At 66.2% G+C, this 17,359-nt stretch carries 19 protein-coding genes; 10 read left to right on the top strand and 9 right to left on the bottom strand.

Translation table 11 applies throughout. From position 1 onward, the window contains the following. The first annotated feature begins 10 nt into the window (after positions 1-10). A complete protein-coding gene (locus tag O2K97_RS06070; RefSeq protein ID WP_269220852.1) occupies positions 11-886 on the top strand; it encodes a LysR family transcriptional regulator in 876 nt (291 codons plus the stop codon). Here O2K97_RS06070 and hemF read toward each other — a convergent pair. Continuing rightward, positions 883-1,764: an oxygen-dependent coproporphyrinogen oxidase gene (gene hemF / locus O2K97_RS06075; protein ID WP_269221113.1), complete on the bottom strand. Its 882-nt coding sequence runs from the start codon at positions 1,762-1,764 to the stop codon at positions 883-885. The genes O2K97_RS06070 and hemF overlap by 4 nt on opposite strands. A gap of 103 nt (positions 1,765-1,867) precedes the next feature. Here hemF and O2K97_RS06080 point away from each other — a divergent pair, with 103 nt between their 5' ends. Beyond that, complete coding sequence (locus tag O2K97_RS06080) at positions 1,868-3,112, top strand: dipeptidase (protein ID WP_269220853.1); 1,245 nt, start codon at positions 1,868-1,870, stop codon at positions 3,110-3,112. Here the strand turns inward: O2K97_RS06080 and O2K97_RS06085 are convergent. Together O2K97_RS06085 and O2K97_RS06090 are read right to left on the bottom strand one after the other, a co-directional pair. Further along, positions 3,109-3,669: a DUF2726 domain-containing protein gene (locus O2K97_RS06085; RefSeq protein ID WP_269220854.1), complete on the bottom strand. Its 561-nt coding sequence runs from the start codon at positions 3,667-3,669 to the stop codon at positions 3,109-3,111. The two genes, O2K97_RS06080 and O2K97_RS06085, sit on opposite strands and share 4 nt — an antisense overlap. A 109-nt stretch (positions 3,670-3,778) precedes the next feature. Then, a complete protein-coding gene (locus tag O2K97_RS06090) occupies positions 3,779-4,228 on the bottom strand; it encodes a tRNA (cytidine(34)-2'-O)-methyltransferase (RefSeq protein WP_269220855.1) in 450 nt (149 codons plus the stop codon). 194 nt (positions 4,229-4,422) lie between these two features. On the opposite strand from O2K97_RS06090, the gene petA reads away from it, so the two are divergent. From petA to O2K97_RS06115, 5 genes are all read left to right on the top strand, one after another. Continuing rightward, positions 4,423-4,980 (top strand): ubiquinol-cytochrome c reductase iron-sulfur subunit, encoded by a 558-nt coding sequence (gene petA / locus O2K97_RS06095; RefSeq protein ID WP_045810115.1) that lies wholly within the window; start codon positions 4,423-4,425, stop codon positions 4,978-4,980. A gap of 16 nt (positions 4,981-4,996) precedes the next feature. Continuing rightward, entirely contained in the window at positions 4,997-6,301 is a 1,305-nt protein-coding gene (locus O2K97_RS06100) for a cytochrome b (RefSeq protein WP_269220856.1), read from the top strand. Between the two features lie 17 nt (positions 6,302-6,318). Continuing rightward, positions 6,319-7,182 carry a cytochrome c1 gene (locus O2K97_RS06105; RefSeq protein WP_269220857.1) on the top strand — a complete coding sequence of 288 codons (864 nt, stop codon included), beginning with the start codon at positions 6,319-6,321 and terminating at the stop codon, positions 7,180-7,182. 151 nt (positions 7,183-7,333) lie between these two features. Beyond that, entirely contained in the window at positions 7,334-9,001 is a 1,668-nt protein-coding gene (locus O2K97_RS06110; RefSeq protein ID WP_419466091.1) for a M28 family peptidase, read from the top strand. Positions 9,002-9,073: 72 nt separating this feature from the next. Continuing rightward, positions 9,074-10,714 (top strand): M28 family peptidase, encoded by a 1,641-nt coding sequence (locus O2K97_RS06115; RefSeq protein WP_269220859.1) that lies wholly within the window; start codon positions 9,074-9,076, stop codon positions 10,712-10,714. A 3-nt stretch (positions 10,715-10,717) separates the two neighbouring features. Here the strand turns inward: O2K97_RS06115 and O2K97_RS06120 are convergent, their stop codons facing one another. Then, positions 10,718-12,148, bottom strand: coding sequence for a helix-turn-helix domain-containing protein (locus O2K97_RS06120; RefSeq protein ID WP_269220860.1), 1,431 nt, complete (start codon positions 12,146-12,148; stop codon positions 10,718-10,720). A 157-nt stretch (positions 12,149-12,305) separates the two neighbouring features. Here O2K97_RS06120 and aceA point away from each other — a divergent pair, with 157 nt between their 5' ends. Both aceA and O2K97_RS06130 read left to right on the top strand, forming a co-directional pair. Next, the gene (aceA, locus tag O2K97_RS06125) at positions 12,306-13,586 is read left to right on the top strand and encodes an isocitrate lyase (protein WP_066550775.1); all 1,281 of its coding nucleotides are present in this window, start codon (positions 12,306-12,308) and stop codon (positions 13,584-13,586) included. 19 nt (positions 13,587-13,605) lie between these two features. Continuing rightward, positions 13,606-13,815 (top strand): hypothetical protein, encoded by a 210-nt coding sequence (locus O2K97_RS06130; RefSeq protein WP_045810109.1) that lies wholly within the window; start codon positions 13,606-13,608, stop codon positions 13,813-13,815. A 69-nt stretch (positions 13,816-13,884) separates the two neighbouring features. Here O2K97_RS06130 and O2K97_RS06135 read toward each other — a convergent pair whose 3' ends face one another. The 4 genes from O2K97_RS06135 to O2K97_RS06150 form a co-directional block, all read right to left on the bottom strand. Then, positions 13,885-15,015 (bottom strand): hypothetical protein, encoded by a 1,131-nt coding sequence (locus O2K97_RS06135; RefSeq protein WP_269220861.1) that lies wholly within the window; start codon positions 15,013-15,015, stop codon positions 13,885-13,887. 311 nt (positions 15,016-15,326) lie between these two features. Continuing rightward, positions 15,327-15,599 (bottom strand): hypothetical protein, encoded by a 273-nt coding sequence (locus O2K97_RS06140; protein WP_269220862.1) that lies wholly within the window; start codon positions 15,597-15,599, stop codon positions 15,327-15,329. An 81-nt stretch (positions 15,600-15,680) separates the two neighbouring features. Continuing rightward, positions 15,681-15,857 carry a hypothetical protein gene (locus O2K97_RS06145; RefSeq protein ID WP_269220863.1) on the bottom strand — a complete coding sequence of 59 codons (177 nt, stop codon included), beginning with the start codon at positions 15,855-15,857 and terminating at the stop codon, positions 15,681-15,683. Between the two features lie 70 nt (positions 15,858-15,927). Continuing rightward, on the bottom strand, positions 15,928-16,155 hold the full coding sequence (locus O2K97_RS06150; RefSeq protein ID WP_269220864.1) for a hypothetical protein: 228 nt from the start codon (positions 16,153-16,155) through the stop codon (positions 15,928-15,930). A 103-nt stretch (positions 16,156-16,258) separates the two neighbouring features. On the opposite strand from O2K97_RS06150, the gene O2K97_RS06155 reads away from it, so the two are divergent. Then, positions 16,259-16,864, top strand: a complete 606-nt coding sequence (locus O2K97_RS06155) for a helix-turn-helix domain-containing protein (RefSeq protein ID WP_260394559.1) — start codon at positions 16,259-16,261, stop codon at positions 16,862-16,864. Here the strand turns inward: O2K97_RS06155 and O2K97_RS06160 are convergent. Next, positions 16,861-17,313 (bottom strand): hypothetical protein, encoded by a 453-nt coding sequence (locus O2K97_RS06160; RefSeq protein ID WP_269220865.1) that lies wholly within the window; start codon positions 17,311-17,313, stop codon positions 16,861-16,863. The two genes, O2K97_RS06155 and O2K97_RS06160, sit on opposite strands and share 4 nt — an antisense overlap. Positions 17,314-17,359: the final 46 nt, after the last annotated feature.

Genomic DNA, 17,359 nt, shown 5'->3' on the forward strand with positions numbered 1-17,359 from the left:
GAGATCAATCGTGACCTTGGAACGCCTGCGGATTTTCGTCGCCGTCGCCGAGCGTGACCATGTGACGGCGGCGGCAAGGGCGCTGAACCTGACCCAGTCGGCGGTGTCGAATGCTCTGGCAGCTCTGGAGGCCGAGCATGACGTGCGGCTGTTCGATCGGGTCGGGCGGGGCGTGGTGCTGAACGAGACCGGCCGCGCCTTCCTCCCCGAGGCCAAGGCGGTGCTGGCGCGGGCGGCGGCGGCCGAGGCGGCTCTGGCGGACATGAGCGCTCTGCGGCGCGGGCGTCTGGCGGTGTTCGCCAGCCAGACCATCGCCAGCTACTGGCTGCCGCGCCGGCTGGTGGATTTCCATACGGCCTATCCTGGCGTCGAATTGGGCGTCGAGATCGGCAACACGCGCGAGGCGGCGCAGGCGGTGCTGAGCGGCGCCGCCGAGATCGGCCTGGTCGAGGGGGCCGTGGACGAGCCGGCCCTGTCGCAGGTCCAGGTGGGGTCGGATCGGCTGGCTGTCCTGGTGACGCCGGATCATCCGTGGGCGACGCGACGTCGGCTGGAGGCGAAGGATCTGGCGGGCCAGCCTTGGGTGTTGCGCGAAGTCGGCTCTGGCACGCGGTCGACGCTGGAGGCGGCGGTGCGGGACATGGGGGTCGATCCCACGACCCTGTCGGTGTCGATGACCCTGCCGTCGAACGAAGCCGTGCTGGCGGCGGCCGAGGCGGGGGCGGGAGCCACGGCCCTGTCGGAAAGCGTGGCCTATGCGTCGGTGGCGGCCGGGCGGTTGGTGACGGCGCCCTTCACCCTGCCGGAGCGGCCGTTCCGCCTGTTACGACACCGCGAACGATATCGCAGCCGCGCCGGCGACGTGTTTGTCGAGGCGATGGGCTAGGGCCACTTCACCACCGGCGGCATGGACGACAGGATCGAGTCGACGTTGCCGCCCGTCTTCAGCCCGAACATGGTGCCGCGGTCGTAGAGCAGGTTGAACTCGACGTAGCGGCCCCGGCGGATCAGCTGTTCCTCACGCTGCTCGGCCGTCCAGGGCTCGGCCATACGGCCGGCGACGATGCGGGGATAGACGTCCAGGAAGGCCAGGCCGATGTCGCGGGTGAAGGCGAAGTCTCGTTCATAGTCGCCGCTGTCGTGATGATCGTAGAAGACGCCGCCGGTGCCGCGCGGCTCCTTGCGGTGGGGCAGATAGAAATACTCGTCGCACCAGGCCTTGTATTTGGCGTGCCAGGTGGCGTCGTGGGCGTCGCAGGCGGCCTGCATGGCGGCGTGGAAGGCGACGGTGTCGGGGTGATCTTGACGACGATCCGCCATCAGCACGGGCGTCAGGTCGCCGCCGCCGCCGAACCAGCTCTTGGTCGTGGCGATGAAGCGGGTGTTCATATGAACGGCCGGAATGCGCGGGCTGACGGGGTGGCAGATCAGGCTGATCCCTGTCGCGAAGAAGCGCGGATCGACGTCGGCGCCGGGCACATTCTTGGCGTAGTCGGCGGGAAAGGCGCCATGCACGGTCGAGACGTGGACGCCGACCTTTTCGAACAGGCGACCGTGCATCATGCCCATGACGCCGCCGCCGCCCTCTGGCCGTTCCCATGCGGTGCGGACGAAGCGACCGGGCTCGCCGGGGAACAGGTCGGCAGGCGCGGCATCCTCCAGCGCCTCGAAGGCGGCATGGATGCGGTCGCGCAGATGTTCGAACCAGGCGCGGGTCTCGACCTTCTTCAGGTCGAGCGGATCGGAGAAGACGGCGTCGCTCATGGCGCGCTTGAACCACGTCGCGGCGGCGGCGTCATCCGACGAGGTTGTCATAAGCAGAATCGCGGGCGCTAATGGCCGCCTGCCGTTTTCAGGAAGCCCGCCCATGATCCGTCGGCTCGTCTCCGTCGCCGTCGCCTCGCTCGCGCTGGGAGGAGCGGTTCAGGCCCAGGACGCCGATGAGGCGCGGGTGATGGAGATTCTGAAGACCACGCTGCTGATCGACGGGCACAATGACCTGCCGTGGGCGCTGCGACAGCAGTATGGGAATGACGTTTACGCCGTTGATCTGACGAAGAACCTGGCGGTGTCGACCAAACTGCATACCGATATCGCGCGCCTGCGGGCAGGAGGCGTCGGGGGGCAGTTCTGGTCCGTCTATGTGCCCGCCAGCCTGACGCCGCTGGAGGCCGTTGAGGAAACCTTCGAGCAGATGGATACGGCCAAACGCATCATCGCCGCCCATCCCGACACCTTCGGCCTGGCGACCACGGCGGACGAGGTGGACGCGGTGTTCAAATCGGGCCGGATCGCCAGCCTGATCGGTATGGAGGGCGGCTATTCGATCGACGATTCCCTGGCGCTGCTGCGGGAGTTCTACCGGGCCGGCGCGCGCTACATGACCCTGACCCACTCCAAGACCACGACCTGGGCCGACAGCGCGACGGACGCGCCCAAATGGGGAGGCCTCAGCCCGTTTGGCGAGGCGGTGGTCAAGGAGATGAACCGGCTGGGCATGATGGTCGACCTCAGCCACGTCTCCGAAGAGACGATGCTGGACGCCATGCGCGTGTCCGATGCGCCGGTGATCTTCTCCCATTCGTCGGCGCGGGCGGTCACGGATCATCCGCGCAACGTGCCGGATCGGGTGCTGCGAATGATGCCGCAGGACGGCGGCGTCGTGATGATCAACCTGGCTCCCGGTTTCGTGTCCGAGGCGGTGCGGGCCTGGAACGGGGCCAAGGCGGGCGAGGAGGCGCGGCTGAAGACCCTGAACCCCGGCGATCCCGGCGCGGTCGAGGCCGGGCTGACGGCCTGGACCGCCGCCAATCCGACGCCTCAGGCGACCCTGGCCGACGTGGTGGCGCATATTCAGCACGTGCGCGCAGTGGCCGGCATCGACCATGTCGGCCTGGGCGCCGACTTCGACGGCATCGGCAGCCTGCCGGAAGGCATGGGCGGGGTGGATGCCTATCCGCGAATCCTGGCGGCCCTGATGGCGGCGGGCTGGACCGAGGCCGACATCCGCAAGATCGCCGGCGAGAACCTGCTGCGGGTCATTCGGGCGGTCGAGACCGTCGCGGCGTCAAAGGCCGGCGAACGCCCGTCGATGGCGCGGCAGGAGTCTTAAGCGGGCGCCATATTCGCCTGCAGGACGCGGGCGAGATCGCGCTCAATATCTTCGGCGCTGTGTTGGGGGGTCACTTCAAGATAGGCGATCCCAGCGCGTTGGAGCGCAGCTTTCTTGACGGCGTCACGCGCGTAGGCCGTGCCCTGGTAGTGGGCTTCGCCCTGGTATTCGACCGCGGCGAGGGGCCATCCGGTTTGGGAGATGACCAGAATATCGACGCGTTTGCTGTTAATGGCGCGAAAGGCCTCGTCGTCTGGTGACCGCAGAATCTCGCCGAGCGAAACCTGCGCCATCACTCGCCCCTTGATGTCGAGGCGCTTTATCGCGCGTTCGGCAGTATAGAACACCGAGGCTTCGGCGCGGGACATCAGAGGCCTAGCCTGAAAGGCGGCGCGCATCACCGTGTCAAGTTGGGCCGTCGCGACTTTCGGTCGAGCCGCGATCTTGGCGCCGGGCCTGAAGCTGCCGAGATTGGAACGATGTGTGTGGCGGCGCTTGGGACGCTTGCGGCTGAGTTCCCAGGCCCCGACGATCACCAGGAAGACGATGATCGCCACCACGGCGGGAGTTGTGTCCATCGTGCTTCGCGCCCCGCAGCTGAACTTGGAGGCGCTTTATTATCAATGCGTGATTGTAGAGCGCGTTACCAGACGAGGTAAATGCCGTTCACCCGACTCCGCCGGTCTGGCGCAGGCCTTCCCAAAGGGCGATTCCGGCGGTGACCGACAGGTTCAGCGAGCGGGCCTCCGGACGCAGCGGCACGACGACGCGCGCGTCAGCGGCGGCGTGGACATAGTCGGGGGCGCCGGCGCTTTCCTTGCCGAACAGCAGGGTGTCGTCAGGCCGGAAGACGAAATCGGGCAGGGGCGTCGCGCCCTTGGTCGTCAACAGCACCAGCCGCCCGGCGGGACGATCCGCCTGGAAGGCCTCCCAGTCGGCGTGGCGGGTCATGTGGGACAAGGGGCCGTAGTCGAGGGCCGCGCGCTTCATGGCGCGGTCGTCGAAACGGAAACCTGTCGGCTCGATCACATGCAGATCGACGCCGAAACAGGCCGACAATCGGATGCAGGCTCCGACGTTCTGAGGAATGTCCGGTTGAAAAAGGGCGAGACGCATTCTAAGGCCTGACATACGCGCGGCGAGGGGGTTTGTCGCGGTCTGTTTGCGAGCGTTTCGCAAGAAACGTCAGCAGCTTGCGTCCAAACCGGCGCAAGTCACGGGCCGTCGGGGATTCCCGGCGTCTTTTGTTGGTTCGTGCCGTGGCTGGGGACGCCCTTGGGGGTCTTCTGCGGCGTTCGAGAGGTGGAAACGTGGCCGAATCGGTCGTGCATACGGAAGACGGTCACAGCCCTGAGGGCGGTGATCCCAATCGTCGGGACTTTATCTACATCGCGGCGGGCGCCGCAGCGGTCGGCGCGGGCGCCATGATCGCCTGGCCGCTGATAAACCAGATGAATCCGGCGGCCGATACGCTGGCGCTGGCGTCGATCGAGTTCGATCTGACCAAGGTTCAGGAAGGCCAGCAGGTCGTCATCAAATGGCAGGGCAAGCCGGTGTTCGTGCGTTACCGCACCCCGGCCGAGCTGCAGAAGGTCATCGCGGACGATCACGCTCCGGACCTGAAACAGCCCCAGACCGACGCAGAGCGCACCAAGCCGGGTCACGAGAAATATCTGGTCGTCATCGGTTCGTGCACGCACCTGGGCTGCGTGCCGACCTTTGGCGCGGGCGATTACGGCGGCTGGTTCTGCCCCTGCCACGGCTCGCACTACGACGCCTCCGGCCGCATTCGTAAGGGGCCGGCGCCTCTGAACCTGGTGGTGCCGGAATACGATTATCTGTCCGACACCCGCGTCAAGATCGGCTGAGGACCAAGGGGGAATCATGAGCGATCACGAGAGCACCTACGTCCCGAAGACGGGCGTCGAGAAGTGGCTGGACACCCGGCTGCCGATCATCCGTTTCGGCGCGGACTACATGTCCCTGCCGACGCCGCGAAACCTAAACTATTGGTGGACCTTCGGCGGCATCCTGGCTCTGTGCCTGATGACGCAGATCGTCACCGGCATCGTCTTGGCCATGCACTATACGCCCAACGTCGACCTGGCCTTCGCCTCGGTCGAGCGTATCATGCGCGACGTGAACGGTGGCTGGCTGATCCGCTATGTCCACGCCAACGGGGCGTCGATGTTCTTCATCGCCGTCTATCTGCACATGCTGCGCGGCCTCTACTACGGCTCGTACAAGGCGCCGCGCGAGATGATCTGGATCATCGGCTGCGTGATCTTCTTCCTGATGATCGCCACCGCCTTCCTGGGTTACGTCCTGCCGTGGGGCCAGATGTCGTTCTGGGGTGCTGAGGTCATCACCAACCTGATCGGCGCCATCCCCGTGCTGGGCGAGCCGATCCTGATATGGCTGCGCGGCGGCCCGGCGATCGACAATGCGACGCTGAACCGCTTCTTCTCGCTGCACTATCTGCTGCCCTTCGCGATCCTGGGCTGCGTCGTGCTGCACCTTTGGGCGCTGCACTCGGCCGGTCAGAACAACCCGGTCGGCATCCTGATTCCGAAGGATCGGGAGAAGAAGGACACGCTGCCCTTCCACCCGTATTTCACGGTCAAGGACGGCTTTGCGATCATCCTGTTCCTGATCCTGTTCGCCATCTTCGTCTTCTATCAGCCGAACGCTCTGGGCCACGCCGACAACTACATTCCGGCCAACCCGCTGCAGACGCCGGCGCACATTGTGCCCGAGTGGTACATGCTGCCCTTCTACGCAATCCTGCGCGCCATCCCGGACAAGTTCGGCGGCGTGGTGGCGATGTTCAGCGCCATCGGCGTGCTGTTCGTCCTGCCCTGGCTGGATACGTCCAAGGTGCGCTCGATGCGCTATCGCCCGACGATGCGGACCTTCTTCATCATCTTCCTGGTGGTGGGCGTGGGCCTGGGCTGGTGCGGCGGTCAGCTGCCTGACGCGCCGGTGATCGGGTCGTTCAAGACCTTCACCCTGATCGACGGCGACCTGAACTCATACCTGTGGCTGACGCGGGTCTTCACCCTCTACTACTTCGTCTTCTTCCTGATCATCATGCCGCTGGTCGGGTTGAAGGAGCAGCCGCTGCCGATCCCGGCGACGATCTCCGAGCCGGTCCTGACCGGCGCCGGCGCCGTCGAGAACAAGGTCTGAAAATCATGACGATTGGAATGAAGACCGTGTCGTTCAAGACAATCATCGCCTCGGCCGCCGTCGCCCTGGGTCTGTTGAGCGCAGCCGCTCCCGCCATGGCGGCGGGCGCCGCGGCCCATCCGCGCTCGGGCGGGTTCAGCTTCGAGGGGCCGTTCGGCACCTATGACCAGGGCCAGCTGCAACGCGGCTACAAGGTCTATCACGAGGTCTGCGCCGCCTGTCACAGCATGAACCTGATGCACTATCGGAACCTGGGCGACCGTCATGGGCCGTTCTGGAATCCGAAGTATCCGAACCCGAACGACAACCCCGTCGTGAAGGCTCTGGCCAAGGAAGTGCAGGTCGGCGACATCGACAGCGAGACCGGCGAGCCGATCCAGCGCGACGCCACGCCGGCCGACAAGTTCCGCGCACCCTATCCGAACGCCACGGCGGCGGCGGCGGGCAACGGCGGCGCCGCGCCGCCCGACCTTTCGGTCATGGCCAAGGCTCGTCACGACGGCGCCAACTACATCTACTCGCTGCTGTCGGGCTACAAGGCGGCTCCGGCCGGCCTGCAGATCCGCGACGGCCAGCACTACAACCCCTATATGGCCGGCGACCTGACGCCGTTCTGGACCGGCGATCACAAGCACGTTCCGCCCGGCGGCTTCATCGCCATGCCGCCGCCGCTCAAGGATGGCCTGGTCACCTATGACGACGGTTCGCCGCAAACGGTCGATCAATACGCCAAGGATGTCGCGGCCTTCATCGCCTGGACGTCCGAGCCGAAGATGGTCGAGCGCAAGCAGGCCGGCTTCGGCGTGATGATCTATCTGCTGCTGTTCGCCGGCATCACCTATGTCGCCTACCGCCGCATCTGGAAGGGCGTCGCCCACTAAGGGCGTCGCCGCCGGATCGAAGTCGTAAGCCCGCCGAGGTTCGCCTCGGCGGGCTTTTTGTTTGCGACGAAAGGTCCGGCACGCAGCATCGACAGGGCGAAGTTCGCCCCCTAGGGTCCCGTATCGTTTCCGGCTGTGGGGCCTTCAGTTCATGCGTCTTGTCTCTTCTTTCGCCGCCGTTCTTTTGGCGAGCGTCGCCTTGTCCGCCTGCGCTACGGCGCCCAATCCCGGAGCGGTTCACACCGCCCCGACTTTCGATGCGGCGCGCATCTCGCAGGACATCAAGACGCTGTCGGATGACAGCTTCGAGGGGAGGGGCATCGCCACACCGGCTGAGGACAAGGTCATCCGCTATCTGAGCGAAGGCTACGCCGCCGCCGGGTTCGAGCCGGGCGGGCCGAACGGCCAGTGGACGCAGGACGTGATCCTGAACCGCTTCACCCAGTCCAATGTGCGGGCCTCGCTGAAGCTGGGCGACTGGACCCTGCCGATGACGCAAGGGCGCGAGGTCGCCATCTCGACCCGCCGCCCGGCCGAACACGTCAGCCTGAAGGACGCGCCGCTGGTCTTCGTCGGCTACGGCATCAATGCCCCCGAGCGGCAGTGGAACGACTTCAAGGGTCAGGACCTGCGCGGCAAGATCCTGGTCGTGCTGGTCAATGACGCCGACTTCGAGGAGCCAGCGCTGAACACCTTCGGCGGCAAGGCCATGACCTATTACGGCCGCTGGACCTACAAATACGAAGAGGCGGCCAAACAGGGCGCAGCGGGCGTGCTGATCGTTCACGAGACGGCGCCGGCGTCTTACGGCTGGCAGACGGTCGCCAACTCCTGGGGCGTGTCGCAGTTCGACATCCTGCGCCAGAATGCGGCGGCCGAACGTGTGCCTATGGAGGGCTGGATCCAGCGTGACGTGGCGGTCGACCTGTTCCGTCGCGCGGGTCTGGATTTCGACGCGCTGAAGGTCCAGGCGCGCAGCCGCGACTTCCAGCCGGTCGCCCTGACCGGCGCATCCTTCTCGACCGAATTCGACGTGGCCACCAATCAGGTCACCAGCCACAACGTCATCGCCCGTCTGCCGGGCGCCACCCATCCGGACGAGACGATCCTTTATACCGCCCACTGGGATCACATTGGCATGGGCGAGCCGGATGCGACCGGCGACCGCATCTTCAACGGGGCGGTGGACAACGCGTCGGGCACGGCGGGTCTGCTGGAGCTGGCGCGCATGTTCGGTCGCGCGCCGCGCACCGAACGCTCGATCGTGATGATCAGCTTCACCGGCGAGGAAAGCGGCCTGCTGGGCTCGGAATACTATGCGGTGAACCCGGTCTATCCGCTGGCCAAGACGGTGGGCGGGTTCAACATGGACTCCATGAACGTCTATGGCCGCGTCACCGGTCTGGGCGTCACCGGATATGGCCAGTCGGACTTCGACGAACGTCTGGCGGCGGCGGTTCAGCCGCAAGGGCGGTCGCTGGTGCCGGACTACGAGAATGCGGCCGGCACCTATTATCGTTCGGACCACTTCCCGCTGGCCAAGCGTGGCGTGCCGATGGCCTATGCCGGCAGCCGCGGCGAGTTCCGCGACGAACCGATCGCCGCGCGCGAGGCGGCGCGGTCGGAATACGGCGCCAAACGCTATCACCAGGCGGCGGATGAGTGGTCGCCCGACTGGGACTACAGCGGCATGATCGAGGACCTGACGGTCTTCTACGATGTCGGTCGCGTCCTGGCGGACGGTCGCGACTGGCCGCAGTGGAAGTCGGGTTCGGAATTCGCGCCGGTGCGCGCGACGACAGCGTCCGAACGCCGCTAGTCTTTTCACAAATCGAGATGGGGCGGGGAGGGATCTCCGCCCCTTTGCCATTCCGCCTGTCGAGTCAGTTCAATGATCCATCGCCGTTCACCCCTGATCGCCCTCGCGGCGCTCGCGCTCGCCGCCTGCGCGACGACGCCAGTCGCATCGCCGGCGCCGAAGCTGGACGCCTTCTCCGTCGCCTCGGCCGCGACGCCTCAGTTCAGCGCCCAACGCCTGTCGGACCACATCAAATATCTGGCGTTGGACGAGATGGAGGGCCGGTTTCCCGGCCTGATCGGCGAGCGGCTGACCCTGGCCTATCTTCAGGCGCAGTATGAGGCGATGGGGCTGGAGCCGGGCGGGCGCGACGGATCATGGCTGCAGCCTGTCGATCTGGTGCGGTTCACGCCAGAGCGGGCGCCGACGGCGTCATGGGCCGGCGCGGACGGCGTCTCGCATCCGCTGGTTTCCGGGACGGACATCACCTTGCGCGCCGGGTCGGCCGAACCGATCGTGACGACCGAGGCGCCGCTGGTCTTCGCCGGTTACGGCATTTCGGGGCCGACCTGGGACGATTATGGCAATGCGGACCTGACCGGCAAGGTCGTGGTCGCTCTGCGCGGGCAGCCGGCGGTCATGGGCGAGGATCCCAACTTCTACGGCTCGACCACGCACAAGACCCAGGAGGCGCTGAAGCGGGGAGCCGTGGGCGTCATCACGCTTCAGGACCAGGACAACCGCTGGCGTCGCGCCGTGGGCGGGGCGACCCGGCCGCAGATGACGATCAAGGGCGCGCAGGACCCGCGGTTCAGCGGATCCATCAACATGGCCACGGCGACAGCGATCGGCGGCGCGCCCCTGGAAGCCGCCGTCGAGCGGGCGAAGACGACCGCCTTGGGGGGCGTTCTGGATCTGGGCGCGCGTCTCAGCGTCGATATCGCCGAGATGACCGAGGTCATCCACTCGAACAACCTGCTGGCCAAGATTCCCGGCACGGAACGGCCTGACGAATACGTCTTCTATTCCGCCCACTGGGATCACGTCGGCAAGGCCCGGACGCCCAATGCCGAGGGCGACGACATCTTCAACGGCGCCTGGGACAATGCGTCGGGGACGGCCGGTCTGATCGAGATGGCGCGGGCGTTCAAGGCTGGACCGGCGCCGAAGCGCACCGTGGTCTTCCTGCACGTCACGGCCGAGGAGCAGGGGCTGCTGGGGTCGGAGGCCTATGCCGCCGATCCGGTCTATCCGCTGGCCAAGACGGCGGCGGACATCAACATCGACATGCTGCCCTTCACGCCAGCGACGCGCGACGTGGCGGTGTTCGGCGTCGGCAAGTCCGAGTTGGAGGATATCCTGGGCCGGTTCGCGGCCGTGCAGGGACGGGTGGTGACGGGCGACGGCTATCCGGAGGAAGGCTTCTACTATCGCTCCGACCACTTCAACTTCGCGGCCGGCGGGGTGCCGGCCCTGATGCCGTGGACGGGCCGTGATTTCGTCGAGGGCGGGATCGAGGCGGGCAAGCCCTATTACGAGGGCGCGATGGCCAAATATTATCACAAGCTGACCGACGAATGGCGGGCCGACTACGACTTCACGGCCGCCTTGCAGAACCTGGACCTGCTGTATCGGCTGGGGCTGACGGTGGCTGACAGCGAGAGCTGGCCTGCGTGGAAGCCGACGGCCGAGTTCAACGCCATCCGCGACCGCACGGCCGATCAGAGGCGCTAGGCCTCAGGCCGCGCCGAACGGATAGGGGCTGACGGACTTGGACCAGTCATCGACCGCCAGCGGGCGGTCGATGGGGGCGGCGGCGCGTTCGGCGCACGGGTGACGGTGACACAGGCGGCAGGCCGGGCCGATGGGCGTGACCTCGGGGTTCTGCAGGTCGATGCCGTGGGCGTAGGCCAGACGATGCGCATGACGCAGTTCGCAGCCCAGGCCGACGGCGAGGTCGTGGCGCTCGCCATAGCCGTCGTGGCCTTGCCGCTCGACCGTGCGGGCGAAGGTGAACCAGCGGCCGCCATCTGGAGTCTCGATGATCTGGGTGACGATGCGGCCCGGCGTGCGGAAGGCCGAATGCAGCCGCCAGCGCGGGCAGGCGCCGCCGAAACGCGAGAAGGGAAAGGCGCCCGCCGCATAGCGTTTGGAGATGTTGCCCGCCTGATCGACACGCATCAGGAAGAAGGGCACGCCGCGCGCGGTGGGGCGCGACAGGGTGGTCAGGCGGTGCGCGGCCTGTTCGTAGCTGACGCCGAACCGGGCCTGGAGTCGGGCCAGGTCATAGCGCGTCTCTTCCGCCGCCCGCTGGAAGGGGGCGTAGGGCATAAGGGTCGCGGCGGCGAGGGTGTTGATCAGGGCGACCTTCAGCAGCGATCGAGTGGGCCCGTCCGGGGCGCTGGCGGTCTCCGCCAGCGCGTTGAGCGCCGGCCCCTGCTCGGCCAGGGCCAGTTGATAGGCGATGGCGAAGGCGCGCGAGGACGGGCCCAGGGTTTCCGACAGCAGCAGGCGGCGGCGGTGCAGGTCGTAGCGGCGGGTCCATTCCACCATGACCTCGGCCGGCAGAGTGCGGACGCCGAGGTCGTGCCTGGCCGCCAGCCGATGACGGGCGGCGGGTTCGAAGCCGTCGGCGTGGGCGGGCGACTCGGCGGACAGGGCGTCGGACAGGGCCTCGCCCATCTGGTCCAGTTCGGGGAAATGGTTGCCGCGCGACTGGATGTATTCGCGCACCCATTCGGCGGGGCTGGTCTCGATCGGGCTTTCGCCCGTCTCGGCGGCGGCGCGGGCGCGCGTGCGGCCGTCGTCGAAGGCCTGATAGAGGCGCAGTAGGGCGTCGGCGACACCAGGCGCCTCTTCCAGCAGTTGCACCAGTTCATGCCGGGGCGCGGACAGACCCTTGAACAAGGGGTCGGTCAGGATTTCCGTAAGACGCGCCTCGTCCGCCGCCCCACCCTGATTCAGCGCGCGCAGATCGACATCATAGGCGTCCGCCAATCGCAGCAGCAGCTGAGCTGAGACCGGGCGCTGATTGCGTTCTATGTGATTGAGATAGCTAGGCGAAACGTCAAGGTCGGCGGCCATGGCGGTCTGGGTTAGGCCCAAATCGCGCCGCAGCCGCTTAAGCCGGGCGCCCAGAAACAGCTTGCGATCAGCGGCGGCGTTCATCGTCGCATGATGTCACATCATGACTAACTAAGCAAAGTCATAGTGTGACAAGATGACTTCGTTGACGAGGTTCGATCTGTATCAGTTTTGACCGGCGCGTGTTCTTGTCCCTGAGACGGCGGCTGCGGCCGCGCCCCTTCAGAGACCGAGTTCGATCATGACCACCTTCGCCGACCTGGTTCCTTCGCCCGCTGGCCGTTTTGACGGTATCGAGCGCCCCTATACGCCCGAAGACGTCCTGCGCCTGCGCGGCTCGGTGCCGATCACCCATACCCTGGCCGAGCGTGGCGCCAACCGGTTGTGGCAGTTGTTGCACGACGAGCCCTTCATCAATGCGCTGGGCGCCGTCACAGGCAACCAGGCCATGCAGATGGTCCGCGCGGGTCTGAAGGCCATCTATCTGTCGGGCTGGCAGGTCGCGGCCGACGCCAATACGGCCGGCGCCATGTACCCTGACCAGTCGCTGTACCCAGCCAACGCCGCGCCGGAACTGTGCCGCCGCATCAACCGCACCCTGCAACGCGCCGATCAGATCGAGCATGCCGAGGGCGGCGCCAAGCGTGACTGGTTCGTTCCCATCGTCGCCGACGCGGAAGCCGGTTTCGGCGGGCCGCTGAACAGCTTCGAGATCATGAAGGCCTTCATCGAGGCGGGCGCGGCCGGCGTTCACTTCGAGGACCAGTTGGCGTCCGAGAAGAAGTGCGGTCACCTGGGCGGCAAGGTTCTGATCCCGACCCAGGCGCATGAGCGCAATCTGGTCGCCGCGCGTCTGGCCGCCGACGTCATGGGCACGCCGACCATCACGGTCGCCCGCACGGACGCCGAGAGCGCGCAACTGATCACCTCGGACATCGACGAGCGGGACCAGCCCTTCATCGATCGCGACAACCGCACGCCCGAGGGCTTCTTCCGCCTGAAGGAGGGCACGGGTCTGGACCACTGCATCGCGCGGGGTCTGTCCTACGCCAATATCGCCGACCTGCTGTGGTGGGAGACGTCGCATCCGGATCTGGACGACGCAAAGAAGTTCGCCGAGGCGATCCAGAAGGCCCATCCGGGCAAGCTGATGGCCTACAACTGCTCGCCGTCCTTCAACTGGAAGGCCAAGCTGGACGACGCCACCATCGCCAAGTTCCAGCGCGAGCTGGGGGCTATGGGCTACAAGTTCCAGTTCGTGACCCTGGCCGGCTTCCACAGCCTGAACAACGCGATGTTCGAGCTGGCGGACGGTTATCGCGATCGCGGCATGGCGGCCTATTCCGAGCTGCAGCAGCGCGAGTTCGCCAACGAGGCCATCGGCTACACCGCAACGCGTCACCAGCGCGAAGTCGGCACCGGCTATTTCGACCAGGTCGCCACGGTCATCTCCAACGGCACGTCCTCGACGACGGCGCTGAAGGACTCGACAGAGACTGCCCAGTTCACCCACGCGGCTTAACCCGGAAAGGAACCCGCAAATGGAACCGCTGACCCGAACCGAAGCCATCATCGACTTCTGCCTGGCGCCCCTGGCGCTCGATACCGGCACGGAGGCCGAACGTGAGGTGCGTCGTCGTCTGACGCACGTGCTGAGGACCTATCAGTCCAAGACCGCGACGCCCGTCGCCGTGGACTTCTCGTCCATGCCGTCACAGGTCATCAACGAAGCGGCGCACGGTTACGAATAGGCCGATCGCCCAAGAAAAAAGGCCCGCTCCGATCGCTCGGAGCGGGCCTTGCTCTGTTAGAAGTGTCGCTTAGCGCGACGGCGTCGTGTTCAGCGATTGGGTGGTCGCAACCGCCGGGGTCGGGACGGGCGTCGCTTGCGGGACGGTGACCGAGATGGGCGTGCGCGCCGGCGCGGCGCCGGTTTCCTGAGGATCGCCGACGACGATGGTTGTGATCTGCGTCGCCTCGGTGGTGCAGGTCGCCAGGTCGCGGGTGATGTGACGGCCCAGGCAGAAGATGTCCTCATAGCTGGGACGCGAGGCGGCCAGACACTGGAACAGCATCAGCTTGGACATATCCATGCAGAACTCGCTGTTCGGCTCGTGCGTCAGAGCCTCGGTATTGACCCGGGCCTCGTCGCCGCCGGAGCCCAGGGCGCCCAGCGCTGCGATGGCCAGAGAGCGCACGACGGCGGGGGTGTAGGGCGGACCCTTGCGCGAAGGCTCCAATCCCAAACCCGTGCCGCTGTTGGCGGCGGCGAACAGGCGGCTCGATTCCTCCGGCGACGGCAGCATCTTGACGGCCGACAGGGTCTTTGCGCTTTCCAGCCGCACTTCACGGTTCGGAATCGGCGTGATGGCCCATTGGCGGCGCGGATCGCTGCGTCCCTGGATGGTGTAGGCGTCCTGCTCTATCGCCTCGGCGATGGCGCGCATGGCGATGGCGTCCTTGCCGACCGTCGCCGAGATCAGGCCGGCGGCGGCATCGGCGCCGGGCAGGGTGGCGGCATAGGCCGGGTCGGCGACGATCTGGGCGACCATGCGCTGACGCTGGGCCGGATCGATCGCATACTGCTGCACGCCGGCGACGAACTCGGGCGACTGCAGGGCGATGATGGCGCCGTAAGCGATCAGGCCGCGCGACAGCTGGTCGGCGTCATAGGCGGAACCCTTGCGCAAGGCGGCCTGAATCGATTCCGCATCGGGGAAGCCGCCCGGTTGGATCGTCTGGGCTTCGCGCAGGAAGGCGACGTAGATCGCGGCGGCGTCCGCCACGCCCTGATTCAGCGACACGGGGGGCGGCTTGCGGGCGGCCAGTTCCGCCGCCAGACGCTGGGCTTCCAGCTCGGCCTTTGAGGGTCCGCTCTCGCAACTGGCGAGCAGGACAGCGGCGGCGAGGGCGGCGGCCGAGAGGCCGCGGCTCAGTAGGGCCGTTTTCATGGAGACTTCCTCAGGCGATTACGCGCGCAAAAAGCGCCAATACTGTTGGCGCTTATAAGGCGGGCCTTATGGTTATCCGAAGGTTAAAGCGCGGTTCCTAACGACCTTTTGATATCGCACTATTTTTTCGGGCGAACGTCCGACTTCCGGGTTAATCGTCGCCATAAGTCGGATGCGATCACAGCGGATGGCACCCCGCGAAAACGGCGGATCGGACAGCAGAACGCCCCGGCGTCATTATCCGCCGGGGCGTTCGTCGCTTCACAGCGGGCGCGGCGGGAACAAGACCGCGCGCCGCCGGGCGAACTTGATCAGCTGAAGGCGGCGGCCGCCACGGTGACGTTGCCGGTTTTCGGCGCGGCCGTGATGGTTAGGACGCGGAAGGCGGTCCCGCCGGCGGCGACCAGGTGGATCACGTCGCCGACGAACAGGAAGCCGCGCACGTCGTTGAAATAGCCGGCGGCGATGGCCGTCGCGACGCTGTCGGCCTCGGCGTCATAATGCCAGATCTGGCGGCTGGCGGCCGCCACGGTGACGGAGTTGAGGTTGCTGACCTTCGACAGCTGGGCTTTGTTCAGGGCCATGGGGCGCTCTCCTGCAGAACAACCGCCACCATGGCGATCTGATCACTAGGCTACGGCCGCGAGGCTGACGGCAACGCGACCTCAACCGGCCGGACACGCCTCCCCGAACATCTCGTCGTCGAAGCCGTCGCCGCGCGCCTTCAGCGCCTCGGCGAAGACCTCGACCTCGCGGCGGCGACCGGCGGCGTTCTCGCCCACCAGGTCCAGCGCATCTGGCCATAGCCGTTCGTCATCAGCGCGCCGCGCCAGGGCCAGCACGCGCCGGGACCGCCGGAACGATCAACGCGGCGACGCCATGACGGCGCGATCTCGACGTGAAGCACCGGCGTCATGCCGCACCTCGCGCTTCAATGAGGTCAGCTGCCGGGAGATCCACGCCCATCTGTCGCGCGAGATCCAGAACAGTCGGCAGATGCCGAGACGGAATGCGACCGCCCCCGCTCGTCTCCCACTTCCAGACGGCGTTCGTGGTCAGGTCGCAGGCATAGGCGATCCTCTTTGCGGACAGGAGGCGCATGGCGCGCCCGGCGGGTGTTTCGATTTTCAGCGTGGCCATATTGTGGAAAATCCATATGGACGTTATTTCCACGTCTATGCCTCAAGTGCTTCGGCAAGTTCGTCAACGACGTGGAGTGGAATTCTTTTCCACAATCCACAGCATGGAACTGTCAGACATACCCGACCGCCTTCGCCTGCTGCGTCGCAGCCAGGCTGATCTCGCGCGCAAGCTCGACCTCGACCCCTCGTCGCTGACCAAGACCATCAAGGGGACGCGCCGGGTTCAGCCCGCCGAGGTCATCGAAATCGAGAAGTATTTCGGCGAGAAGCTGTCGATTAGCGTCACCGAGGCGGCACCACAGGCTCCTAGACGCCGGGCGACCCCGACGAAGATCCCGGTCTATGGCTACGCTGCAGCTGGGGACGGCGAGCGGATCGCCTATGCCGACAGTCAGGTGATCGACTACCTTGATCCGCCGCCGTTCTGGCGCGGGGGCGACGACTTGGCCTACGTCCGTCTCGTCGGCGAGAGCATGGAGCCGCGATACTTCTCAGGAGAGATAGTGCCTGTGCGGCTTAACCTCCCGCCCGCGAAAGGGCAGGACTGCCTGATTGAGTTCGACGACAACACCGCCATGGTGAAGACCTATCAAGGTCAGCGGGACGGCCGCGTGTTCGCCGAGCAATACAACGAGCGAAAGGGTCTGGACTTCGCTGCGACGAGCGTTCGGGCGCTCCATACTATCTGGAAGCCAGGGATGATCTAGCAGTATCCGCTAGACAGACAGACCTGCGCATTAGGCCACAGCGTCCACCACGCCGACGCCGTCAAAACGATGAGCGCCAGCACGACGGCGGTGTTGATTGGCCTGAGTATGCGCGATGGCAAAGCGTCATCGTCGCCCTCCAGTCGCGCAGCGACAACTTTGCCAACGACGCGGGCCACAACAAAGCCCAGGAAGCCGGCGCCCGCGACCATCAGGACGATGGATAGAAAACTTGGGTTTCGCCCAGGCCAGTCCAGATGACCAGCAGCCCAAATCGGCCACGCGGCTAAGGCTGCCAGACAGCCCAGACCAACGACCCATAAGCGCTCGCCAAGCGATGCGGTCAGGCCGAAACGCCTAGAAGCGAAGGTGAGCGGCAGCGCCTCAATGAACAGATAAGCTGCGCCGAGCGCGCCGCTGAAAATGCCCCAAGGCAGATAGACCTCCATACGTCACCTCCACGCTCAGCTTAGTGGGCGGGACGTGCGCGGGGCC

Origin of the sequence: Brevundimonas vesicularis (genome assembly GCF_027105095.1) — a bacterium.
GTDB lineage: Bacteria > Pseudomonadota > Alphaproteobacteria > Caulobacterales > Caulobacteraceae > Brevundimonas > Brevundimonas vesicularis_E.